Genomic DNA, 20,667 nt, shown 5'->3' with positions numbered 1-20,667 from the left:
CTCTGAAGGGGATGGACTGGGCGGTGTCTACAGGCTGCGCAGGGCCCGTTCGAGGATCGCGGCGCCCTCCTCCGCCTCCGCGACGGTGAGCGTCAGCGGTGGGGCGATCCGCAGCACGCTGGTGTTGTGCGCGCCGCCCTTGCCGATGAGCAGGCCGCTCTCACGGGCCGCTTCGTGCACGGCAGCGGCGGCTTCGGGGTTCGCCTGGTCCGTACCGGGCTTCACGAGCTCCACCCCGGCCATCAGCCCACGGCCTCGCACTTCGCGTACCTCCGGGATCGCCGCGCCGATGGCGCGCAGCCGTTCCAGCAGCATTCCGCCGACTCGCCGGGCGTTGCCCTGGAGATCGTGCTCCAGGAGGTACGAGAGGTTCGCGAGGCCCGCCGCCATGGTGACCGGTGAACCGCCGAAGGTGGAGATGGAGTTGGCGTCGATGCAGTTCATGACCTCGGCGCGGGCGACCACACCGCCGATGGACATGCCATTGCCGATGCCCTTGGCGAAGGTGAGGATGTCCGGCGGCCCGCTCTGGCCGTGCGCCTGCCAGCCCCAGAAGTTGTCGCCGGTCCTGCCCCAGCCGGTCTGCACCTCGTCGGAGATCCAGAGGATGCCGTGCCGGTCGAGCACCTCGCGGAACGCCGCGTACAGCCCGTCGGGCGGTGAGGTGAAGCCGCCGACGCCCTGGATCGGTTCGGCGATCAGCGCGGCGACATCACGGGTCTGGCCGAGCAGGTCCTCGAGGTCGGCCACACAGGCGTCGATGAACCGCGCGTCCGAGAGCTGGGCGTACGGTCCCCGGGTGCGGATGCCGCCGTGGACGTAGAGCGTCTGGAGCGGGGAGAGTCCCGTGGGGGTCCAGGCGCGGTTGCCGGTGATGGACACGGCGGAGAAGGAGCGGCCGTGGTAGCTGTTGCGCATCGCCAGGATCGTCCCGGACCTGCGGTACGCGGTGGCCAGCAGCAGGGCCGTGTCATTGGCCTCGGTGCCGGATGTGGTGAAGAAGACCCGGGCGTCGGGGATGCCGGAGAGGGCCGCGATGCGCTCGGCGAGCTCGACCATGGGGCGGTTGAGGTAGAGCGTGGAGGAGTGGATGATCCGCCCGGCCTGCTCGCTCACCGCCTTGGTGACCTCGGGGAGTGCGTGGGCGGTCATGGTGGTGAGGATGCCGCCGAAGAAGTCCAGGTAGCGGTTGCCGTCCGCGTCCCAGACGTGCCGTCCCTCGCCGTGGGTGATCTCGACGGGCTGCTGGTAGTAGAGGGCGACCCAGTCGGGGATGACGGCGCGGTGCCGCTCGTGCAGGTCGTTCACGGCTGCACCAGTCCCTCGTAGGCGTCGGGCCTGCGGTCCCGGTAGAACGCCCACTGCTGCCTGACTTCTTCGATGAGGCCGAAGTCCAGGTCCCGCACGATCAGTTCCTCGCCCTTGTCGCTGGCGGTTTCACCGACGAACTGGCCGCGGGGGTCCACGAAGTAGCTGGTGCCGTAGAAGTCGTTGTCGCCGTACTCCTCCTGGCCGACGCGGTTGATGGCGGCGATGAAGTACTCGTTGGCGACAGCGGCGGCGGGCTGTTCGAGCTGCCAGAGATAGGCCGACAGACCGCGCGAGGTGGCCGAGGGGTTGTAGACCAACTGGGCACCGTTGAGTCCGAGTTGGCGCCAGCCTTCGGGGAAGTGGCGGTCGTAGCAGATATAGACCCCGACCCTGCCCACGGCGGTGTCGAAAACGGGCCAGCCCAAGTTTCCGGGCTTGAAGTAGTACTTCTCCCAGAAGCCCTTCACCTGGGGGATGTGATGCTTGCGGTACTTCCCGAGGTAGGTGCCGTCGGCGTCGATGACAGCCGCGGTGTTGTAGTAGAAGCCCGTGCCCTCAACCTCGAACACCGGGACCACGATCACCATGCCGGTCTCCCGGGCGAGGTCGCGCATCCGCAGCACGGTGGGGCCGTCCGGGACCGGTTCGGCCCAGCGGTAGTGCTCGGGCTCCTGGACCTGGCAGAAGTACGGGGCGTTGAAGACCTCCTGGAATCCGATGACCTTCGCGCCCTGGCGTGCGGCCTCGCGGGCGTGCTCCTCGTGCTTGGCGATCATCGACTCTGTGTCGCCGGTCCAGGTCGCCTGGACGAGTGCGGCGCGTACGACATTGGTCATTGAGCTGCTCCTTCGACAAGACGTCAGAGAGCCTCTACGCACGTAGATGCAATACGTAGGAGGAGAACGTAAGCCCCGTCACACACTGGGGCAAGACCATCGCCGTCAACCCGCAGTGTCGATCATGTTTCGCACCTCAGCGGTCGACAATCAGCGTATACCGTACTTTTTCAGCTGCCGAGGAGTCCGGCGACGCGCAGAGCATGCACCAGATCGCGCTCCCGGTCGGGTGACACGGCACGGGCCGCGGACAGCAGGCGCGGCACGAGGCCGCGCGGATCGGGGGCGGCGAGCCGTGCGGCGTCCTCGGGCGTACGGGCTCGTACGAACGCGGTGAGCAGGGAGTTCGCTTCCTCATCGCCCCCGGCGCCGTCGAGCGCGAGCACGGCTTCGGCGATCTCGGCGGGCGGACGGGCGACGCCCTGACGGAGCAGATACCGGCAGTCGTCGGCGCGGCCCGCCGCGCCCAGCGCCTGCGCGGCGGCAGCGAGATGCGCGGGCGGCAGGGACGCGGCCTCCCACAGCAGGGTGGCCCAGTCGACGCCGAGTCCGGCCCGGTGCAGCTCGTCGCCCAGCACCGGCAGCCAGGTGGCGGGGCGCGTGGCCGCCTCACACAGCACGGCGTGTGCCTCGCCGCCGCGCCCCTCGGCGCGCAGCCGGCCAAGCACCGCCGCGGTCTCGGCAGCGGCGCGACGGGCCTGGGCGTCCGGCTGTCCGGTGGCCGGCCCTGCCGGGGCCGTCTCCGGCTCGTCATCGTGACCGCCGTCGTTCCCGAACCGCGCTCCACGCGGTCGCGTTCCGGCCATGGGCAGCGGGGGTACGGCATCGGCCAACGGCTCGCTCGGCGCCGGGTCGGCTTCGTCCGGCGGGGCATAGCGGGCGCCGCGTGAGCGTCGCTTCGGCCCGCTCCACCCCCGCCTCCTGCGCTCACCGCCCGACGCGGGCGAGGGGGGCGGCGCGGGAGCGGGCTGCGTCGGGTCGGGGTCAGGCTGCTCGTTCCGGCCACCACCAGGGTGGAACCAGGAGGAGCCGGCCGAATCCGGGACGGGTTCCCGGTCCGGGCCCGCCGGTTGCGACTCCGCTCCCCCGGAACCGGGGTCGTCCACCGGCAACGCGGCCAGTCTGGCCGAGAGTTCCGCGCAGCGGGCCGCGGCACGCGCATGGTCGTCGTTCACCCAGGACAGCTCATGAGCCAGTGCCCGGTGGCCTGGGGAGCCCTCGGCAAGCAGGGCAAGCCGGCGCAGCAGCGCCTGGCCGCGTGCCGCCGCAGTGGCCCGCTCTCGGTGCATCAGCTCCAGGCGTTCCCGCAGGGTGTCGTGCCCACCCGCGCGCAGGTCGTGGGCGGTGACCGCGGCGGTGTGCAGCGCGCGGGCGTTCTCGCTCTCGACCTGCCCCGCGCCGAGGTCGAGGAGCAGTGATTCCACCACGTCCCAGGGCGGGATCTCCGCCCCCCGGAGGCAGGCCGTCAGCCCCTCGGGGTCACGCCGCCAGAACACCCCGTACCAGCCCGCGTCCCGATCGAGCCGCTCCGTCAGCTCCCCGAGATACCGTGCGAAATCCGCTATGTCCATCGGGAGTTGGTCCACCGTCATCGCCGCCCGCCCTCCGTCACCGGCTGGCAGGCATTGCACCCCAGCCGCGTTACGGGACGGCTACGCGCAGTTTTCGCGGACGGTGCGGATGGCCCAACGTGTCCGCAGCGTCACTGCGATGCCCGTGTGAGGCCGCTTGCCGCGGCGCACGATGGCGGCGGGCCAGTCGATGAGCCAGAACTGCCAGGTGTACTTGTGGGCGAGCAGCCGCCGCACCTTCTTCAGCTCCGCGTCATCCAGCAGCCGCGCGGCCCCCTCCTCGACCGGCGCGCCGTCGGCGACCCTGCCCCGCACATCGCAGGGGGCCACGGTGACCCGCCCGTTGTTGCGGAGCCGTTTGACCTTCCACGAGTCGGAGCGGGTCCAGACATAGATCTCACCGCCTTCGACGGCGAACCACACGGGTGTGGCGACACCCGTCCCGTTCTTGCGGAAGGTGGTGAGGCTGAGGTACTTGGCGCGGTCGAACTTCTTCAGGTCCACGGTCGGGAGACTACGCCGCGTACGTCCGCGCGGGCGCGGATGCACGTACGCACAGGGTCACCAGCTCGTCCATGGAGAGATCGAGGACACCGGCCAGCGCGGCGACGGTGAAGAAGGCGGGTGTCGGGGCGCGGCCCGTCTCGATCTTGCGCAGGGTCTCCGCGGAGAGTCCGGCCGCCGCGGCGACCTCCACCATGCTGCGCGCGCCACGCGCCTCGCGGAGCAACCGGCCGAGCCGCTCGCCACGTTCGCGCTCTTCCGGGGTCAGGGGTGTACGGACCATGCCGTCATTCTAATACCGCCTAGACCGGTATAGTAATTGGCATGGTTGAGATCAAGACCGACACCTCGCTGGACGCCATGCGTGCGGCCGGACGCGTGGTCGCCCAGGCACTCAACGCCGTCCGGGACACGGCGGCGGTGGGCGTGACACTGCGAACCCTGGACGAGACCGCCCGCACCGTGCTGCGCGAGGCCGGCGCGCGCTCACCGTTCCTCGGATACCGCCCCGACTGGGCACCCGTACCCTTCCCCGCCGTCATCTGCGCGTCCGTCAACGACGCGATCGTGCACGGCGTACCGGACGGCTACCGGCTGTGCGACGGCGACCTGGTGAGCATCGACTGCGGTGCCGCCCTGGACGGCTGGGTCGGCGACTCCGCCATCAGCTTCACCGTCGGTCGCCCCCGCCCCGAGGACACCCGCCTCGTCGACACGGCGTACGAGGCCCTCGACGCGGGTATCGCCGCGGCGGTCGTCGGCAACCGCGTCGGCGACATCGCGCACGCCATCGGCCGGGTGTGCCGGGCGGCCGGCTACGGCATCCTGGCCGGCTTCGGCGGCCACGGCGTGGGCCGGACGATGCACGAGGACCCCGCCGTGCCCAACGAGGGCCGACCGGGCCGCGGCATGCGGCTGCGGCACGGCATGGTGCTCGCCATCGAGCCGATGCTGATCGGTGGCGGCGGGGACGCCTACCGCACCTCGGGCGACGGCTGGACCCTGCGAACGACCGACGGCTCCCGCGCCGCGCACGCCGAGCACACGGTGGCCATCACGGACGCGGGCCCGCGTATCCTCACCGCCCTCTGAGCGGCCGGCCTTCCGCCATGGCCGCGCCGGGCGTCGCGGAGCCGGACCGGTCGCCGTGACACGGTGCCGCCAGGTGCGCCGCACAGCCGCCGGGGCGCTGCAGTGCCGGGCTCAGCCGGTGTAGCTGCGCATGACTCCGGCGAATTCGCCCTTGTCGTACATGGCCTCGTCGAACGACGCCCGCAACGGGAGGCCGTCCACGAGGAGTGTCGGTGTGCCCGGAGCCCCTGCCGCTTCATAGGGACGGTTCCCGGGAGGAGCTTACGTTCGGGTGGTGACAGCCCTCAGTCCCGGATGCCGTCGCAGGCGATGGGCAGATGGCGGGGCCCGCGCAGGACCGCGTTCTGCCGGTACTCGGGCGGGTCCTCGAGCAGTCGGGGGTTGACCAGCCTGCGGGCGAGCTCGCTCAGTGCGAGCTGGGCCTCCAGGCGGGCGAGCGGGGCGCCGAAGCAGGAGTGGATGCCGCTGCCGAAGCCCAGGTGCTGGATGTCGCCCCGGTCCGGGTCGAAGCGGTCCGGGTGGTCGAAGCGCTGGGGGTCGCGGTTGCCCGCGGCCACGACCAGCCACAGCGAGGCGCCCTTGGGAATCGTGACACCGCAGATGTCGATGTCCGCCAGGGTGGTCCGGTTCGGCACCAGCTGCACCGGTGGTTCGAAGCGCAGGAGTTCCTCCACGATGGGGACCGCCCGCTTCGGGTTCTCGCGCAGCCGCTGGAGCTGGTCGGGATTGCGCAGCAGGGTCAGCATCCCGTTGGTGATCAGGTTGACCGTGGTCTCATGGCCGGCGATCAGGAGCAGCGCCGCCGTGCTCAGCAGCTCCATGGTCGACATGGATCCGTCCGGCCCTCGGAGGGTGGCCAGTTCGGAGAGCATGTCGTCCTTGGGGTTCTTGCGCCGCTCCTCGATGAGCCCGGCCAGGTACATGCCGAGTTCCGTACGGGCCTGCTGCGTGATCTTGTTCCGCTCGGTCGGGTCCTGACCCGGCATCGGGTCCAGGCTGGCCGCCAGGGTGTCCGCCCAGGTGTGGAAGCGCGACTCGTCCTCACGCGGCACACCGAGCAGCCGGCAGATCACGGTCACCGGGAACGGATATGAGAACTGCTCGACCAGGTCGAGGCGTTCCGTGTCGCCGATCCCGTCGATGAGGCCCGAGACGATCTCCTCCAGCTCACCGTGCATCGCGTCGATCCGGCGCGGGCTGTGGGGCGGCCCGAACGACGAGTTCGTCATCCGGCGCAACCGGTCGTGCTCCGGGGGGTCGAGGCGGATGAAACTGGGCGGCAGGCTCGACTCGTCCTGCGCGTCGAACCCGGGGTCCCCGGGCACGTTCAGGTTGTGGGGGTCGGAGCTGACCCGTGGATCGTGGAGCAGGCTCCGGATCTCGTGGTAGGTGCTCACGACGAAGGAGCCGTCGCCGTCGCTGTGGACCGGAGTCTTGCGCAGCTCCGCGTAGAGCGGATACGGGTCGTGGCGGTTGCTGTAGTCGAGGATCTGCCGCAGCAGGCTCCCTTGGCTGCCTTGGGTCATGACCAGTCCTTCGGGTCGCTCACGGCCTCGTCACCGGCCGGGGGTGAAGCTCATCCGCCGGTCGGACGGCGAGTACCCGCTGAGGGTGACGGTCGGCCCGTGGGAGGGCACCGAGGGGTCTGGGAAGTCGGCCGACACCGGGCGCTGCCCCTCGGGGCGGCGGTCCACGGTCGGGAACTTCGGCGGGAAGGGCGCGGTCGTCTCGATCAGGTGCTGGTAGAAGGGCAACCAGCGGGCCTGGTCGAAGGTGACGGCGCCGATGACGCGACCCTGGTAGCCGTAGACACCGACGAACCGGCGCTCGGCGAGCGAGCCCTGCGAGACGATGATCTCCGTGCCCATGGACGGTACGCCGACCGACTTGATGTTCACCCCGAACTGGGAGGACCAGAAGCCGGGTACCCACATGTGGGGGCGGCGGTCGACGCTGTCGCAGAGCATGTTGTGTGCGGCGGTCTCGGCCTGGGTGACCGCGTTGCCCCAGTGCTCCAGGGACAGGAACTGGTAGCCGAACAGCGGATGCGGAGACCGTGCCACGTCACCGGCCACGAAGATGTCGTCGGTGACGATGCCCCGGATGTCGAACGCCCGGCAGCCCGCGTCGCAGGCGATACCACGGGGGCCCGCACCGAGACCTGACCCGGCGAGCCATTCGGTGTTGCGGGTGGCGCCGAGGCAGACGACCACGACGTCCGTCTCCACGGTGGTGCCGTCGGAGAGGTGGGCGGCGCGCACCCGGCCAGCGGTGTCGCCCTCGAGGCCGGTGACCATCACTCCGCAGCGCAGGTCCACGCCGTTCTCCTGCTGGAGTTGGGCGGCGACCTGTCCGACCACACCGCCGAGCGCTCCGACGAGCGGGGCCGAGCCGCGCTCCGCGACGGTGACCTCGATCTCGCGCTCACGGCAGGCGGACGCGATCTCCGAGCCGGTGAAGCCCGCGCCGATCACGAAGACCCTGCGGGGGCCCGCGGACAGCCGCTTCTGGAGCGCGGTGGCGTCGTCGCGGGTGCGCAGCACGAAGACCCCGTCGAGTTCGGCTTCGGTCTCGTGCGGCCATGGACGGGCCCGTACACCTGTGGCGATCAGCAGCCGGTCGTACGGCACCTCTTCGCCGTCGGCCAGCCGTACCCGCCGGGCCGCCATGTCGAGACCGGCCGCCGGGACCCCGAGCCGCCACTCGGCGTCCAGGGCACGGCGCCGGGGCAGCGCGGTGTGGTCCGGTGTGGCGCGGCCCAGCAGGACACCCTTGGACAGCGGGGGGCGGTCGTAGGGCTCGTACGGTTCGTCGCCGATCAGTGTCAGTGAGCCTGCGAAGCCCTCGTCCCGCAGTGTCTCCGCGGCGCGCAGCCCGGCCAGCGACGCGCCGACGACGACGATGCGTCCCTCACGCTTCAGCCAGTCGAGGAACACTTCACCGGGCATGGGAGACCCCCTGCGCACCAGCGGCGGCCTCGGCATCCGCCCCGTCCAGCCCGTCCACGAGAATCGCCTGCACCGGACAGGCTGCCGCCGCCCGGAGCACGGCGTCGCGCTGCGCCCTGTCGGCGTCGGGGTTGTACAGCAGCGCTTCCTCGCCGTGCATTTCGAAGACGTCCGGTGCGAGGAACGCGCACTGCGCATAGCCCTGGCATCGGTTGAGATCGACGACAAGTCTCACCCGGATCAGCCCTTCCCGTGACTAGTCACTCTCCGTATCAGCATGGGTTCTCGGGCGGGGCTCCGCGCGCCGGGATGGACCGGTGGAGTGAACTGCGGTCCGCCGGAATGACGGGGCCGTCACACCGCCCCGGCCGTGGACCCCTCGGTCCGTGGCCGCAGGCGGAGCCTGAGCAGATGGATGCTGACGATCACGGACCAGGCCGGGAACACCATCTCGGACCAGGGGAAGCCCGGCCCGGCGAACAACAGCACCAGGCCCGCCGCGTACCCGACGAGCGCGTAGGGGCGCGGGAACACCCCGAGCCTGCGGCCGATGTGCGAGGTGGTGAAGATGAAGACGGCAGCCATCCGCATGGAGTACGTCGTCAGCAGGGTGTACGCGAAATTGCGGCCGAACTCCGATGGCTGCTGATCGACCAGGATGCTCCCGGCCGCCGCGGCGGCGCCGAACAGAGTGGCCACGAACACCAGCCCGCTGCCCAGGAACACGGTCGCGATGAACCTGTCCTCCGCCTCCCCCACCTGGGCACGCAGCGCGCCCATGAACCACAGGAAGAAGATCCCGGCGAACGGCACCAGCTCCAACGCCACTCGCACGGCCCGCTTGCGGTCGGGGCTGATCGCACCGGTCTGTGCGGCACCCTCCGGAATCGCGATCCGCATCAGCACGATCGCCGCCGCCAGCAGCACGGCGAACACGATGCCGGCCAGCCCCGCCGCCCGCGGGGTCCGCAACCGCTCCCTGTTCGGCTCCATGGACCACTCGCTTTCTCTCCCGTGCCCCCCGGGACCCGGCCGCTCGGCCGGCCCGGGTGTCCGCACTTAACAGCAAGCAGTCCCCTGGCCCCGCACGCCACCGGGGCCACCCTGTTGGGTGACCCCGGCGACGAGGTGATGATGTGCGCGTGCGCGCTTACGGCGTGCCGCTGGGCCGTACGGCCATGGCGGAGCCGCCGCCGCGCCGTACCTTCTCGGCAGCGGCGATCCAACGGCCGTCGGGCAGCCGCTGGACCGCTGTCGCGGCGCCGATCTCCGGGTTCTGGCGGAAGGCATGGCCGCGCGCCTCGAGCTGCGCCTTCAGGGGGCTGTTCCAGAGAGCCGGTTCCAGTTCGGTCGTGGTCTGGTTGCGCTGGCTCGCGCGCGGGGCGGCGATCGCCTCCACCAGCGGGAGGCCGCGGTCGACCACGCCCGTCAGGGTCTGGAGCACCGTGGTGATGATCGTGGCACCGCCCGGGGAGCCGAGTGCCAGCACGGGCCGGTCCCGCTGGTCGAGCACGATGGTGGGAGAGATGGAGGAACGGGGGCGCTTGCGGGGTCCCGGCAGGTTGGGGTCGTGGACCGACGGGTTCGCCGGGGCGAAGGAGAAGTCGGTGAGTTCGTTGTTGAGCAGGAAGCCCCGCCCCGGCACCGTGATCGCGCTGCCGCCGGTGGACTCGATGGTCAGGGTGTAGGCGACGACGTTGCCCCACTTGTCGGCGACCGTGAGATGCGTGGTGTTGTCGCCTTCGTAGGTCGCCGGGACGGCCGTGCCGGCAGCCGCGCAGGCGACGGGCTTGCTGGGGTCACCAGGAGCCAGCGGGCTCTTGAGTACGGCGTCGTCGCGGATCAGGCACTCCCGTGAATTCGCGTAACGCTGGGACAGCAGCTCCTTCACGGGTACGTCCTCGAACGCCGGGTCGCCCACCCAGCGCCCGCGGTCGGCGAAGGCGATCCGGCTCGCCTCGATGAACCGGTGCAGATAGCCGGCCGCCGACTGCTCGGACAGATCGGTGCTCTCCAGGATGTTGAGTGCCTCGCCGACGGTCGTGCCACCGGATGACGCGGGTCCCATGCCGTACACGTCCAGACCCCGGTAGGTCATCCTGGTCGGCCGGCGCCACTCGGTCTCGTAGGCCGCCAGGTCCCTCAGGGTCAGATCCCCGGGTCTCACCACCCGGGTCGCGCCCTCGCGGACCTGCGGGTGCCGCACGGTGTTCACGATGTCCCGGGCGAGGGGGCCGCGATAGAGCGCGCCGGTGCCCTTGCGCCCGAGTTCGGCGTAGGTGCGCGCCAGATCCGGATTGCGGAACACCGAGCCGACCACCGGCAGCTGTCCGCCTGGCAGGAAGAGTTCGGCCGTGGCCGGGAAGTCCCGGAAGCGGGCCTCGTTCGCCTGGGTCTGGGCGCGGAAGGTCGCGTCCACGGTGAAGCCGTCCCTGGCGAGCTTCTCTGCGGGCTTCAGCAGTGACCGAAGGGACTGGCTGCCCCATTCGTCCAGCGCCGCGTCCCAGGTGTCCGGGGTACCGGGGGTGCCGACGCCGAGGCCGCTGGTGACGCCCTCGTCGAACGGGATGGGCTTGCCGTTCTCCAGGAAGAGCGAGGTGTCCGCGGAGCGGGGCGCGGTCTCGCGCCCGTCGATGGTGTGGACGGTCCGGGTGTCGGCGTCGTAGTAGACGAAGAAGCCGCCACCGCCGATGCCCGCGGAGTAGGGCTCGGTGACACCCAGTGCCGCCGCCGTGGCCACGGCGGCGTCCACGGCGTTGCCACCACCGCGCAGCACCTCGATGCCGGCCGCTGAGGCGTCCGGGTCGACGCTTGCCACCACTCCCCCGTAGCCCACGGCGACCGGCACCTTGGCCTTGGCCGGGGCGTCGGTGTGGGCGGTGCTGACCGCGGGGGGCACCGAAGGGCCCGATGCCCCCGTCGCGAGGGCCGCCATGACCAGGGCGGGAATGGCGACAAGGCGATGGGTTGTCCTGGTAGTACGACGCATGTGTACCTCCAGCCGACGAGAGTCGGCCGCAGCGTAGCGTCCCTTCATTCTCCCCGTCAGGACCGCGTCGAACACCTTTCCGCCGGGCCCGCTACCATGCGCGCCCATGAACGAAGACCTGCGCGACCTTGTGCTCGGTGTCGTGGCGGCCGGAATCAGTGCTTCACTGGGCTGGCTGGCACGTACCTACCTCTGGCGCCGACGGCTCCACCGCAAGCAGGCCTTCTTCGGTCTGCCACAGGACTCGGAGTGCCTCCTGGTCGTCAACCGCGAGCCCGCCAGCGAAGGGGCGGTGCATCGCTTTGACGTATTCACGCTGCTCGAGCTCTCGGCGCTCATCAAGGACTGCGGGGCGCATGCCCAGATCGTCCAGCACGACACCGCACGGCAGGGCTTCGGCGACCGCACGGAGTTCTGTGTGGGCGGTCCCGGCAGTAATCGCCGGATGGGGGCACACCTGTCCTCGTTGCTGCCTGGCGTGCGGGTCAACACCGACGCCGAGCCGGGTCCCGACCGCCTGGCGTTCCAGATAGGCACCGAGCACTACCGGCTGGACAAGGGTGCCACCGAGTACGTGCTGCTGGCCCGGCTGACGGCGGGCGAGGGCGGCAGACCGGTGTTCCTCTTCTGCGGTCAGCGGGCGATCACCAACCAGGCGGCGGCCCGCTATCTCGCCCGCCACCACGAGCGGTTGTCCCGGAAGTACGGCGGCAAGTCCTTCGTGCTGCTGCTGAAGGTGCTCAACACCGAGGCCTACGGGCCCGATGTCGTGGAACTCGTCGCCGATGTGAGCAGGGCGGCGCAGTCCCCGCTGCCGGTCAGCCCAGACGCACCCGCAGTGACTTGATTCCGTTGATGAAGTTGGACACGAGACGCCTCGGCGGTTGTGCGAGCGTCATGGGCGGGAGGGTCTCGCGTACCTCGTCGTGCAGTACGCGCAGCTGAAGCCGGGCGAAGTGGGCGCCGAGGCAGATGTGCGGGCCGTCGCCGAACGAGACATGGGGGTTCGGCCGCCGCGAGAGGTCCAAGCGGTACGGATCGCGGAAGGCCCGCTCGTCGTAGTTGGCCGCGGCGTGAAACACCACGACCTTGTCGCCCGCGCGTATCCGGCGGCCGTGGACGACCGTGTCCCGGGCGGCGGTGCGGCGGAACGACAGGACCGGTGGGTGCCAGCGCAGCAGCTCGTCCACCGCCGTGCCGAGCGGGATGTCCCCCTTCCGTAGCCGCCGTTGTTCGTCCGGGTGCTCGGCGAGCGCCAGCAGGCCGCCCGGCGCCGCGCTGCGTACCGTGTCGTTGCCGGCCACGGTGAGCAGGAAGAAGAACATCTCCAGTTCCGCGTCCGTCAGGGCCGACGCGGCGAGCGAGGTCATCACATCGTCGGCGGGCACGCGCCGCTTGTACGCCGCGAGTTCCCGGGCGTAGTCGAACATCTCCCGGAGCATGGCGGGCGAGCGGGGGTTGACCGGACGGCCGTGGTCGTCCAGCAGGGGCGGCTCGTCCGGGTCCTGGTAGGCGATGACGCGTTCGGTCCAGTCGAGGAGCAGGCCGCGGTCGCTCGCCGGTACGCCGAGCAGGTCGGCGAGGTTGAGCAGGGCGTAGTCGTCGGTGACGGCGGAGACCAGATCGACCACCGGTCCTTGCTCCCGGGCGGCGCCGAGCAGTTCGCGGGCCCTGGCCCGGGCCGCGGCGGTGAAACGGTCGACACGGGCCGGGGTGAAGGCACGGCTCACCAGCCGCCTCAGCCTGCCGTGGCCAGGGCCGGACTCTCCCGTGGCGCCGGGCGCGGGGTCCTGATTGAGCATCATCCGTCGAATGAACGGAAGATCGGCCGGATCGGGGTCCCGGATCTGTGTGGCGCCGAGCCAGGACGAGAAGGTGCCCGCGTCCTTGAGCACCCGTACGACGTCGGCGTGCCGGGTGAGGGCCCAGAAGCCGGGTCCGGCCGGCCAGCCCAGTACCTCGTACTCCTCCTGCCAGGCCACGGGATGGTGGGCACGCAGGGTTCGGAAGGCGTCGTGCGGCAGCCCCCGCCCGTAGAGCCTCGGGTCGAACACGTCGGGGACGGCCGGCACGGCGGAGTCCGGGCAGGGTGCGGGTGTCCGCGCGCCCTGGCCCTGAGATCCGCTCATGCGTCCGCCCGAAGGAAGTCCTCCACGGTACGGATGAGTTGCAGCGGGGTCTCGTCCATGGCGTAGTGCCCGGCCGCGGGCAGTTCGGCCAGCTCTCCCCGGGCGTACCAGCGCAGCCAGGTCTCACGCATCAGCGCGGCGCCGAGCGCCGGGTCGAGTCCGCCGACGATGGCGAGGGCAGGGATGGCCGAGCCCTCGATCTCGCTGTGGAAGTCCTCGGCCGACCAGGAGTCGAGCCACGCGCGGAACGCCTTGGGGTCGCTCCTGCGCAGCGACCGCTGGGTCATCCGGTCCAGCCAGGCGCCGGGCCGTACGGAACCGGTGGTGATGTCGATGATGGCGCGGCGGTTCGCGGGTACGTCGGCGGCGTCGGCGAACAGCCGCCACTGGTCGGGCGGCATCGGGAGGCCTCCCGCGGGCACCGGGGAGATCCCGACCAGCCTTCGCACCCGCTGCGGGGCGCGCGCCACGACGCGCTGGGCCACGGACCCTCCCATGGAGTGGCCGACGACCGAGAAGCGGTCCCAGCCGAGCGTCTCGGCGAGTGCGAGCACATCGGCGGCGCCTTCGCCGGTGGTGTAGGCGCCGCTGGCGCGGATCGCCTCGCCGTAGCCGCGCAGGTCCACGAAGGCATAGCTGAAGGAGGCCAGGTCGAGGTCGTGGAACAGGGGCGCGTAGGCGTCCCGGTCGGCGAACCAGCCGTGCACGGCGATGACGTGGTGCGGTCCTTGGCCGATGAGCGTGTACGGAGGCACAAAACGTCGATTTTCGGTCACGGTGACAACATCTCCGATCGCGGGGCAGCCGAGTGGGGCACTACGGGTGTACGCCACCACGGTGGACCGCGGATCCCGCGATCACCAGGGTGCAGAACCGGCGCACGGGCGGACTTCCCCCGTACGGAACAGCAGGAAGAGCCGCCTGACGAACCCTCAGCTCTCGGGTCCGTGCGACGGTCGACCGATGCGTACCCGACACATCGTCAAGCAATCGTTACCCGCACGTAACTTACCGACCAGTTACCTCGGGTAAGGAGCACCGGTTACCGTCGGGTCACTTTCGTACTTGCACGAGTCAGGAGTGACCGATGGGACACCCCCACAAGGCCCTGCGGACGGCCACGACCGGCGCCGCCTCGGCCGCTCTCCTCGCCGGTACGGTGTTCGCACTGAGCCCCGCCGCACCGGCCGCCGCCGCCACCACCGGCGCCATCCCAGGCGTTCGGTTCGTCGACATCCACGGCGACGGCGGTACCGTCCTCAAGGCCAACGTCGTGACCCCGGCGGACGCCGACGGGTCCCGCACCTATCCCGTGATCGTGCTGCCCACCAGCTGGGCCACGCCGCAGGTCCAGTACCTCGCCCAGGCCGCCAAGCTCGCGGACTCCGGCTACGTGGTGGTCAGTTACAACGTGCGCGGTTTCTGGCAGTCCGAGGGGAACATCGAGGTGGCGGGCCCACCGGATGTCGCGGACGCCTCCAAGGTGATCGACTGGGCGCTCGCGAACACCCCCGCCGATCCCTCCAGAGTCGGGATGGCGGGGATGTCGTACGGAGCCGGCATCAGCCTGCTCGCCGCGGCGCACGACAAGCGGGTCAGGGCCGTCGCCGCCCTCAGCGGCTGGGCCGACATCCCCGCCTCCATCTACGGCGGACGCACCGAGCACCTCCAGGCCGCCGCACTGCTCGGCGGCACCGGCTATGTGACCGGTCGCCCGAGTCCCGAACTCCAGCAGTTCATGAAGGACTTCCTCGGCGGTGTCGACCTGGCGAAGGAAGACGAGATGATCGCCTGGGGGAAGAAGCGCTCCCCCGCCACCTATGTGGACCAGATCAACCGGAACGGCGCGGCGATCATGCTGGGCAACGCCTGGGGCGACACCATTTTCCCGCCCAACCAGTACGCCGAGTTCTATGAGCGGCTCACCGTGCCGAAGCGGCTGGAGTTCCGCCCGGGCGACCATGCCACCGCCGAGCTCACCGGCCTGCTGGGGCTGCCCAACGACACCTGGACCAGTGCCCGCCGCTGGATGGACCACTACCTCAAGGCCGACGACAACGGCGTCGACCGCGAGGCGCCGGTGCGCATCAAATCCCGCTCGGACGGCGGCTACGAGTCCTATCCGGACTGGAAGTCGGTGGGCGCGGACACCCGGAAGTTCGAACTCGGGGGCACCGAGAAGATCCACGCCAACATCGACTCGGGGGCCAACGGCGGGGTCACCGTGCTCTCCAGCGCGCTGGACCAGTTCCTGAAGGTCCCGCCCATGGCGTCGATCCCGCTGCTGCCGCGCTGGTTCGCCGCGGTCTGGCAGTCCGAGCGGTATGCCTCCGAGCAGCACGTCAGAGGCACCGCGAAGCTGCACACCACGGTCACCAGCACCAAGGAGAGCGGCACCCTCATCGCATACCTCTACGACGTGGGGCCGCTCGGCCTCGGCAAGTTGATCAGCAACGCCCCCTACACCTTTCACGGCCAGACTCCCGGTCGCCCGTTCGGCGTGGATATGGAGCTGTACTCCACGGCCTACGATGTGCCGGCGGGCCACCGTCTCGCCTTGGTCGTCGACACCGTCGACCCCCTCTACATCGAGCACAACCCGTCCGGGGCGAAGCTGACCTTCTCCTCACCGGCGCACGACCCGTCATATGTGTCGGTCCCCCTGCGTGAGAAGTGATCTCCGGCTGGCCACCGGTCCGGGCGCGGTCAGCGCAAACTATCCGGCACGACAGGGGGCTTCACACCCAACACGCACCCAACACGGATAAATACGGCATAAGCGGTAGGAATGTCAGGCTTCTGCCGCTTCCGCGTACACCTGGGACAGCTCGGGCGAACCCTGAGCCGCCCAGTCAAGGCCTGCCTCCACCACATTGATCTCACGTCCGGACGCCAGCCGGACCACCGGCTGGCCACCGGGCCAGACATGCCAGGCGGCGCCCCGCACGGTGCGGACGATCACCGTGCCCAGATACAGGCCGGCGTCATTACCCACCCAGGGCAGCTCCTCGGGATCGTCGCGCCAGCGCGGCGGAAGCTGGTCCAGCGCCTCCAACGAGCGGGGCGTGTCGTCCAGTTCGAGCCCCTGCTGTCCTGCCCGGACACGCAGCAGCTCGCACTCGGCGAGCAGCTCGGCCACGCCGTCGGCGTCGCCCCCGACGGCGGAGGCCAGCGTCTGTCCGCCCCGCTCGGCACCATGCTTTTTACGCCAGTTGTCCAAGAAAGGGATGTTCATACGGATCAGCCTCGCATTCCCGTGGACGGCGCACCACAGGGCGCGCGGGGCGCGCCCCTGGTCCGGGGCGCTGAGCCTCAGAGACCGGAGGCGGCGTCGAGGGCGAGATCGACCACCACGGGGGCATGGTCCGACGCCCCCTTGCCCTTGCGCTCCTCGCGGTCGACATAGCTGTCCTTGACGGCCTTGGCGAACGGCTCGTTGCCGTACACCAAGTCGATGCGCATCCCCCTGTTCTTGGGGAAGCACAGCTGGCGGTAGTCCCAGTATGTGTACGGATGGTCGTACTTGAGCGGGCGGGGCACCACATCGGACAGACCGATCTCCCGCAGCCCCGTGAGCGCGGCACGCTCCGGCTCGGTCACATGGGTCATACCCTCGAAGAAGGAGCGGTCCCATACATCGTCGTCAGTCGGCGCGATGTTGTAGTCGCCCAGCACCGCGAACGGGCGGCTGCCGGCGACGTCCTCGGTGACGGCCTGCTTCAAGGCCTCCAGCCAGGCCAGCTTGTACACGTAGTGCTCATGGGCGACCTCCCGGCCGTTGGGCACGTACACCGACCACACCCGCACCGGCCCGCAGGTGGCGCTCACCGCGCGCGGCTCCTGCGCCCCGCCGTACGCGGGGCCGCCCGGCAGCCCCATGACGACATCGTCGAGCCCGACCCGGGAGAGCAGCGCCACTCCGTTCCACCGGCCGTCGGCGTTCACCGCGGACTCGTAGCCGAGTTCCTTCAGCGCGTCGGCGGGGAACTGCTCGGCCGTGCACTTGGTCTCCTGGATGCACAGCACGTCGGTGCCGCTACTCTCCAGCCAGGCGAGCAGCCGTGGCAACCGGGCTGTGATCGAATTGACGTTGAACGTGGCGATGCGCATGCCGCAAGCGTAACCGCGGGGTGTGACAGACGGGGGCGCACAGGAGATCGCCCGGACAAGGCCTCCGGCCCCTAGATCTCCGCCGAGTCCCCCGAGGCGAGCCTGCTGTGCTCCGCACCGCCCAGATTGCCGATGTGGGTGTCGTAGATCGGTCGCGCCAGCTCGGTCAGCAGCGCGTCGTGGACGTCGATCGCCCGGCGCGGACCGATCTCCCGCACATAGTCGATGACCTCGGAGACCTTGCTCCACGGTGCCATCACGGGGAGCATCAGGGTGTCCACGGGCCGTTCGGGCACGGTCAGGGCGTCCCCCGGATGGAAGACCGAACCATCCACCAGGAACCCGACATTGGTGACGCGCGGAAGGTCGGGGTGGATGACCGCGTGCAGTTCGCCGTACACCTGGACGTCGAAGCCGGCGGCGGAGAACGCGTCACCGTTGCCCACGGTGTGCACCCGCCCGGGGAAGGCGGCGGAGAGCTGGTCGGCGACACTGCGCAGGGTCCAGATCTCCGCGGCGGGGTTGGCGTCCAGGGCGACGCGCAACCGGGTCTCGTCGAAGTGGTCGGGATGCTCATGGGTGATGAGCACCGCGTCGGCGCCCACGGCCGCGTCCGCCTCGCTGAAGGCCCCGGGGTCGATGACGAGGGTCCGCCCGTCCTTCTCCAGCCGGATGCAGGCGTGCGACTTCTTCGTGAGCTTCACCTGGGTGACCTCTCTTTCGCGGCGGTGCGGCGCATCCTATGCGTGCGGTGTGGTCTCCTCGCGGATCACCCCTTGGGCCACGCGGAATGCCGCGTTCGCGGCGGGCACGCCGCAGTAGACCGCCGCCTGGACGAGGACCTCGCGGATCTCCACGGGGGTGAGCCCGTTGCGGAGCGCTGCACGGATGTGCACGGCCAGGTCCTCGAGATGGCCGCCCGCGACCAGGGCGGTGAGGGTGACCGCGCTGCGGGTGCGGCGGTCCAGGCCGCCGCGGGTCCACACCTCGCCCCAGGCGTAGCGGGTGATCAGCTCCTGGAAGTCGGCGGTGAAGTCGTCGGCCGTCGCCAGCACGCGGTCCACGTGGGCGTCCCCCAGCACCTCCCTGCGGACTTTCAGCCCCGCCTCGTACAGGTCGGGACGAGCGGTGCGCCCGGTGCCCGGCTGCCGTAGAGGAGCCGCGGCGAGTTCTCCGGCCGGGGTGACCGGCGCGGACAGCCCCGGCAGCACGGACGGCGCGGGGATCGCGGCCAGAGTGTCCTGCCAGGCGAGGGAGAAGTGGCGGGTCAGCAGGTCGGTGACAGCGGCCGGCTGCTCCACGGGTGCGAGATGGGAGGCACCGGGGACCAGGGCGAGCCGGGCGTCCGGGATGCCGGCCACGAGCGTCCGGGCCTCGGCGGGTCCGGTGAGCTGGTCGTCGGAGCCGACCAGCACGAGCGCGGGGACCCCGATGCGCCCGAGGTCCTGGCGCACGTCGAAAGCCGCGAGCGCCTCGCAGGCCGCGACGTAGCATCCAGGATCGGTGGTGCGCACCATCTGCACGGCCCACTCGACGATCGCCGGCTGCGCGGCGGCGAACGCGGAGGTGAACCAGCCGTCCGGCGCGCTGCGGGCCATCGGTTCCAGCCCGTTGGTGCGGACGATCACCCCGCGCCTGCGGAACTCGTCGGCGGTCCCGAACCTGGGCGAGGTCGCGATCACCGCCAGGGTGGCCACCCGCTGCGGCAGCCGCAGCGCGAGATCGATCCCGACGGCCCCGCCGATGGAGCACCCCGCGTACCCGAAGCGCTGCACACCGAGTCCGTCGAGAGTGGCGACGAGGCGGTCCGCGAGCTCGGTCACCGAGGCCGCGGGATGAGCGGGGGCGCCGCCGTGACCGGGGAGATCGAAGCGCAGGACCCGCCATCGCTGGGACAGCTCCGGTATCTGACGGTCCCACATGTGCCAGGTGGTGCCCAGCGAGGGTCCGAGGACGAGTACAGGGGCGTCGTCGGGGCCGTCGATCCGGTACTGCAAGGTGTTCGGTGCTGTCTCGCTCACCCGCCCGACCCTCTCACACACGGATCGCGGGCGTTACACGACTATGCCCTGCGCCGGGTCTTCTGCCCCATCAGCCTCATCGGTGAAGGCCAGAATTCCGTGAATGCAGCAGAGAATACCGGAGCTGGATTTACGGTTCACCAGGTCGTCGAGCAATCCGTAGCCCGTACACAACGCCGCCTCATTCCCCTCGTACGATTCCAGGTTGATGACGGCAGCCTCGAGCAATCCGAGCTCACTGACGAGTAAGGGAATGCGGTGGCGCCCTCTTACGGCGGCGAATCCAGCTCGTGCGTACAGGGTCGAAATCAGAATGGATCCGCTGGCCCTTGCAACCGTGTCATAGCCGGCGCCACTGAGCTCGGCAATTTGCGCATGGGCGTATTCGAAGGTTTCCACAAGGGCCGTCAATTCTCGAACGCTGATCGCGATCGCATTCGAGTCGTACGGTGGTGCCGGTGGCTCCTCGGGTTGATCGCGGCGTCTTCGCATGCCGTGGCCGTAGAGCTCGAACCACCCGCAGGCCAAGGCCGATTCGGCAGCCGCCGGGTGCCGGTCCCGGATCAGGGAGTCGTGGTCGAGACGACGAAGACTTCGGGCGAGGACGGGTCGGTCAGATTGACGGTGATGTCCTGGGTGGGCCGGGGATCCGACTGCGGGTGTGTGGTGCCCGACCACAGGTTGTCGGGGCCGAAGGTCCAGCCGACCGTGGAGGCGTCGCGCTCGCCGATGGTGACCTCACCGGTCTCCAGCTCGGAGCGGGTGGTACCGATCCGGTTGAGGAACAGGTCGAGTCCCGCGGCAGTGGTCCGGAAGGTGACGTAGAACCTGCTGGACTTCCAGTTGGAGGTCTCGTAGTAGGCGACTTCGGTGGCCTTCGCGGGGATGGGCACCTCGAAGACGCGGCGCTTCATCTTGGACGGCCAGTTCTCCCGCAGCCCGGTCGCCGATGACTCGCGCTCCTTGTCCAGGCCGCTGTTCCGGCTCTGCTCGGCGGAGATCACCAGGTATCCGGCCGGGACGCCGATGAGCAGCACGATCACCAGCAGCGTCAGACAGCGGCGGAGGATCATGTGCCGTCTGCCCTCCGCGTCATCCGGGTGGTGCGCTGTCTTCCGGGGGGTCTGTCGGGGCAGGGTCATGAAGTGGGTTCCTG

Annotated in this window: 21 protein-coding genes; 3 read left to right on the top strand and 18 right to left on the bottom strand. The window is 70.2% G+C overall.

Annotation, left to right across the window (positions count from 1 at the left end):
• Positions 1–27 precede the first annotated feature (27 nt).
• From ACFV6V_RS11055 to ACFV6V_RS11035, 5 genes are all read right to left on the bottom strand, one after another.
• Positions 28–1,308: an aspartate aminotransferase family protein gene (locus ACFV6V_RS11055; RefSeq protein ID WP_385562275.1), complete on the bottom strand. Its 1,281-nt coding sequence runs from the start codon at positions 1,306–1,308 to the stop codon at positions 28–30.
• A complete protein-coding gene (locus ACFV6V_RS11050; RefSeq protein ID WP_385562273.1) occupies positions 1,305–2,147 on the bottom strand; it encodes a nitrilase-related carbon-nitrogen hydrolase in 843 nt (280 codons plus the stop codon). The genes ACFV6V_RS11055 and ACFV6V_RS11050 overlap by 4 nt, the downstream gene beginning before the upstream one ends.
• 170 nt (positions 2,148–2,317) lie before the next feature.
• Positions 2,318–3,739 (bottom strand): hypothetical protein, encoded by a 1,422-nt coding sequence (locus ACFV6V_RS11045; protein ID WP_385562270.1) that lies wholly within the window; start codon positions 3,737–3,739, stop codon positions 2,318–2,320.
• Between the two features lie 60 nt (positions 3,740–3,799).
• Positions 3,800–4,222: a PPOX class F420-dependent oxidoreductase gene (locus ACFV6V_RS11040; protein WP_385562267.1), complete on the bottom strand. Its 423-nt coding sequence runs from the start codon at positions 4,220–4,222 to the stop codon at positions 3,800–3,802.
• Positions 4,223–4,232: 10 nt separating this feature from the next.
• The gene (locus ACFV6V_RS11035) at positions 4,233–4,505 is read right to left on the bottom strand and encodes a helix-turn-helix domain-containing protein (RefSeq protein WP_385562265.1); all 273 of its coding nucleotides are present in this window, start codon (positions 4,503–4,505) and stop codon (positions 4,233–4,235) included.
• Between the two features lie 41 nt (positions 4,506–4,546).
• Between ACFV6V_RS11035 and map the strand changes: the two genes are divergently transcribed.
• Positions 4,547–5,314: a type I methionyl aminopeptidase gene (gene map, locus ACFV6V_RS11030; RefSeq protein WP_385562262.1), complete on the top strand. Its 768-nt coding sequence runs from the start codon at positions 4,547–4,549 to the stop codon at positions 5,312–5,314.
• A 284-nt stretch (positions 5,315–5,598) separates the two neighbouring features.
• On the opposite strand, the gene ACFV6V_RS11025 is transcribed toward map, so the two are convergent.
• The 5 genes from ACFV6V_RS11025 to ggt form a co-directional block, all read right to left on the bottom strand.
• A complete protein-coding gene (locus ACFV6V_RS11025; protein WP_385562259.1) occupies positions 5,599–6,840 on the bottom strand; it encodes a cytochrome P450 in 1,242 nt (413 codons plus the stop codon).
• Between the two features lie 30 nt (positions 6,841–6,870).
• On the bottom strand, positions 6,871–8,262 hold the full coding sequence (locus ACFV6V_RS11020) for an NAD(P)/FAD-dependent oxidoreductase (RefSeq protein ID WP_385562257.1): 1,392 nt from the start codon (positions 8,260–8,262) through the stop codon (positions 6,871–6,873).
• Positions 8,252–8,497 (bottom strand): ferredoxin, encoded by a 246-nt coding sequence (locus ACFV6V_RS11015; protein WP_385562255.1) that lies wholly within the window; start codon positions 8,495–8,497, stop codon positions 8,252–8,254. Before ACFV6V_RS11015 ends, ACFV6V_RS11020 begins: the two co-directional genes overlap by 11 nt.
• A gap of 119 nt (positions 8,498–8,616) precedes the next feature.
• Positions 8,617–9,255 carry a hypothetical protein gene (locus ACFV6V_RS11010; protein WP_385562252.1) on the bottom strand — a complete coding sequence of 213 codons (639 nt, stop codon included), beginning with the start codon at positions 9,253–9,255 and terminating at the stop codon, positions 8,617–8,619.
• Between the two features lie 157 nt (positions 9,256–9,412).
• Positions 9,413–11,251 carry a gamma-glutamyltransferase gene (gene ggt, locus ACFV6V_RS11005; protein ID WP_385562249.1) on the bottom strand — a complete coding sequence of 613 codons (1,839 nt, stop codon included), beginning with the start codon at positions 11,249–11,251 and terminating at the stop codon, positions 9,413–9,415.
• 106 nt (positions 11,252–11,357) lie between these two features.
• On the opposite strand from ggt, the gene ACFV6V_RS11000 reads away from it, so the two are divergent.
• Positions 11,358–12,098 (top strand): hypothetical protein, encoded by a 741-nt coding sequence (locus ACFV6V_RS11000; protein ID WP_385562246.1) that lies wholly within the window; start codon positions 11,358–11,360, stop codon positions 12,096–12,098.
• Here the strand turns inward: ACFV6V_RS11000 and ACFV6V_RS10995 are convergent.
• A complete protein-coding gene (locus ACFV6V_RS10995; RefSeq protein ID WP_385562243.1) occupies positions 12,070–13,380 on the bottom strand; it encodes a cytochrome P450 in 1,311 nt (436 codons plus the stop codon). The two genes, ACFV6V_RS11000 and ACFV6V_RS10995, sit on opposite strands and share 29 nt — an antisense overlap.
• Complete coding sequence (locus ACFV6V_RS10990; protein ID WP_385562241.1) at positions 13,377–14,156, bottom strand: alpha/beta fold hydrolase; 780 nt, start codon at positions 14,154–14,156, stop codon at positions 13,377–13,379. The genes ACFV6V_RS10995 and ACFV6V_RS10990 overlap by 4 nt, the downstream gene beginning before the upstream one ends.
• Before the next feature lie 311 nt (positions 14,157–14,467).
• Here ACFV6V_RS10990 and ACFV6V_RS10985 point away from each other — a divergent pair, with 311 nt between their 5' ends.
• Complete coding sequence (locus ACFV6V_RS10985; RefSeq protein WP_385562238.1) at positions 14,468–16,057, top strand: alpha/beta fold hydrolase; 1,590 nt, start codon at positions 14,468–14,470, stop codon at positions 16,055–16,057.
• Between the two features lie 114 nt (positions 16,058–16,171).
• Here ACFV6V_RS10985 and ACFV6V_RS10980 read toward each other — a convergent pair whose 3' ends face one another.
• The 6 genes from ACFV6V_RS10980 to ACFV6V_RS10955 all read right to left on the bottom strand — a co-directional run bounded on the left by ACFV6V_RS10980 (position 16,172) and on the right by ACFV6V_RS10955 (position 20,653).
• Positions 16,172–16,615: a DUF6278 family protein gene (locus tag ACFV6V_RS10980; RefSeq protein ID WP_385562235.1), complete on the bottom strand. Its 444-nt coding sequence runs from the start codon at positions 16,613–16,615 to the stop codon at positions 16,172–16,174.
• A 77-nt stretch (positions 16,616–16,692) separates the two neighbouring features.
• Positions 16,693–17,490, bottom strand: coding sequence for an exodeoxyribonuclease III (locus tag ACFV6V_RS10975; protein WP_385562233.1), 798 nt, complete (start codon positions 17,488–17,490; stop codon positions 16,693–16,695).
• A gap of 71 nt (positions 17,491–17,561) precedes the next feature.
• Complete coding sequence (locus ACFV6V_RS10970) at positions 17,562–18,194, bottom strand: MBL fold metallo-hydrolase (RefSeq protein WP_385562230.1); 633 nt, start codon at positions 18,192–18,194, stop codon at positions 17,562–17,564.
• A 36-nt stretch (positions 18,195–18,230) separates the two neighbouring features.
• On the bottom strand, positions 18,231–19,511 hold the full coding sequence (gene pcaC / locus ACFV6V_RS10965; protein ID WP_385562227.1) for a 4-carboxymuconolactone decarboxylase: 1,281 nt from the start codon (positions 19,509–19,511) through the stop codon (positions 18,231–18,233).
• A gap of 33 nt (positions 19,512–19,544) precedes the next feature.
• Complete coding sequence (locus ACFV6V_RS10960) at positions 19,545–19,922, bottom strand: hypothetical protein (RefSeq protein ID WP_385562224.1); 378 nt, start codon at positions 19,920–19,922, stop codon at positions 19,545–19,547.
• A gap of 152 nt (positions 19,923–20,074) precedes the next feature.
• Positions 20,075–20,653, bottom strand: coding sequence for a hypothetical protein (locus ACFV6V_RS10955; protein ID WP_385562221.1), 579 nt, complete (start codon positions 20,651–20,653; stop codon positions 20,075–20,077).
• Between the last annotated feature and the right edge of the window lie 14 nt (positions 20,654–20,667).

The organism is Streptomyces sp. NPDC059828, assembly GCF_042731955.1.
GTDB lineage: Bacteria > Actinomycetota > Actinomycetes > Streptomycetales > Streptomycetaceae > Streptomyces.
Note: the sequence above shows the minus strand (reverse complement) of the source record. Positions and strands in the feature narration are given on the sequence as shown.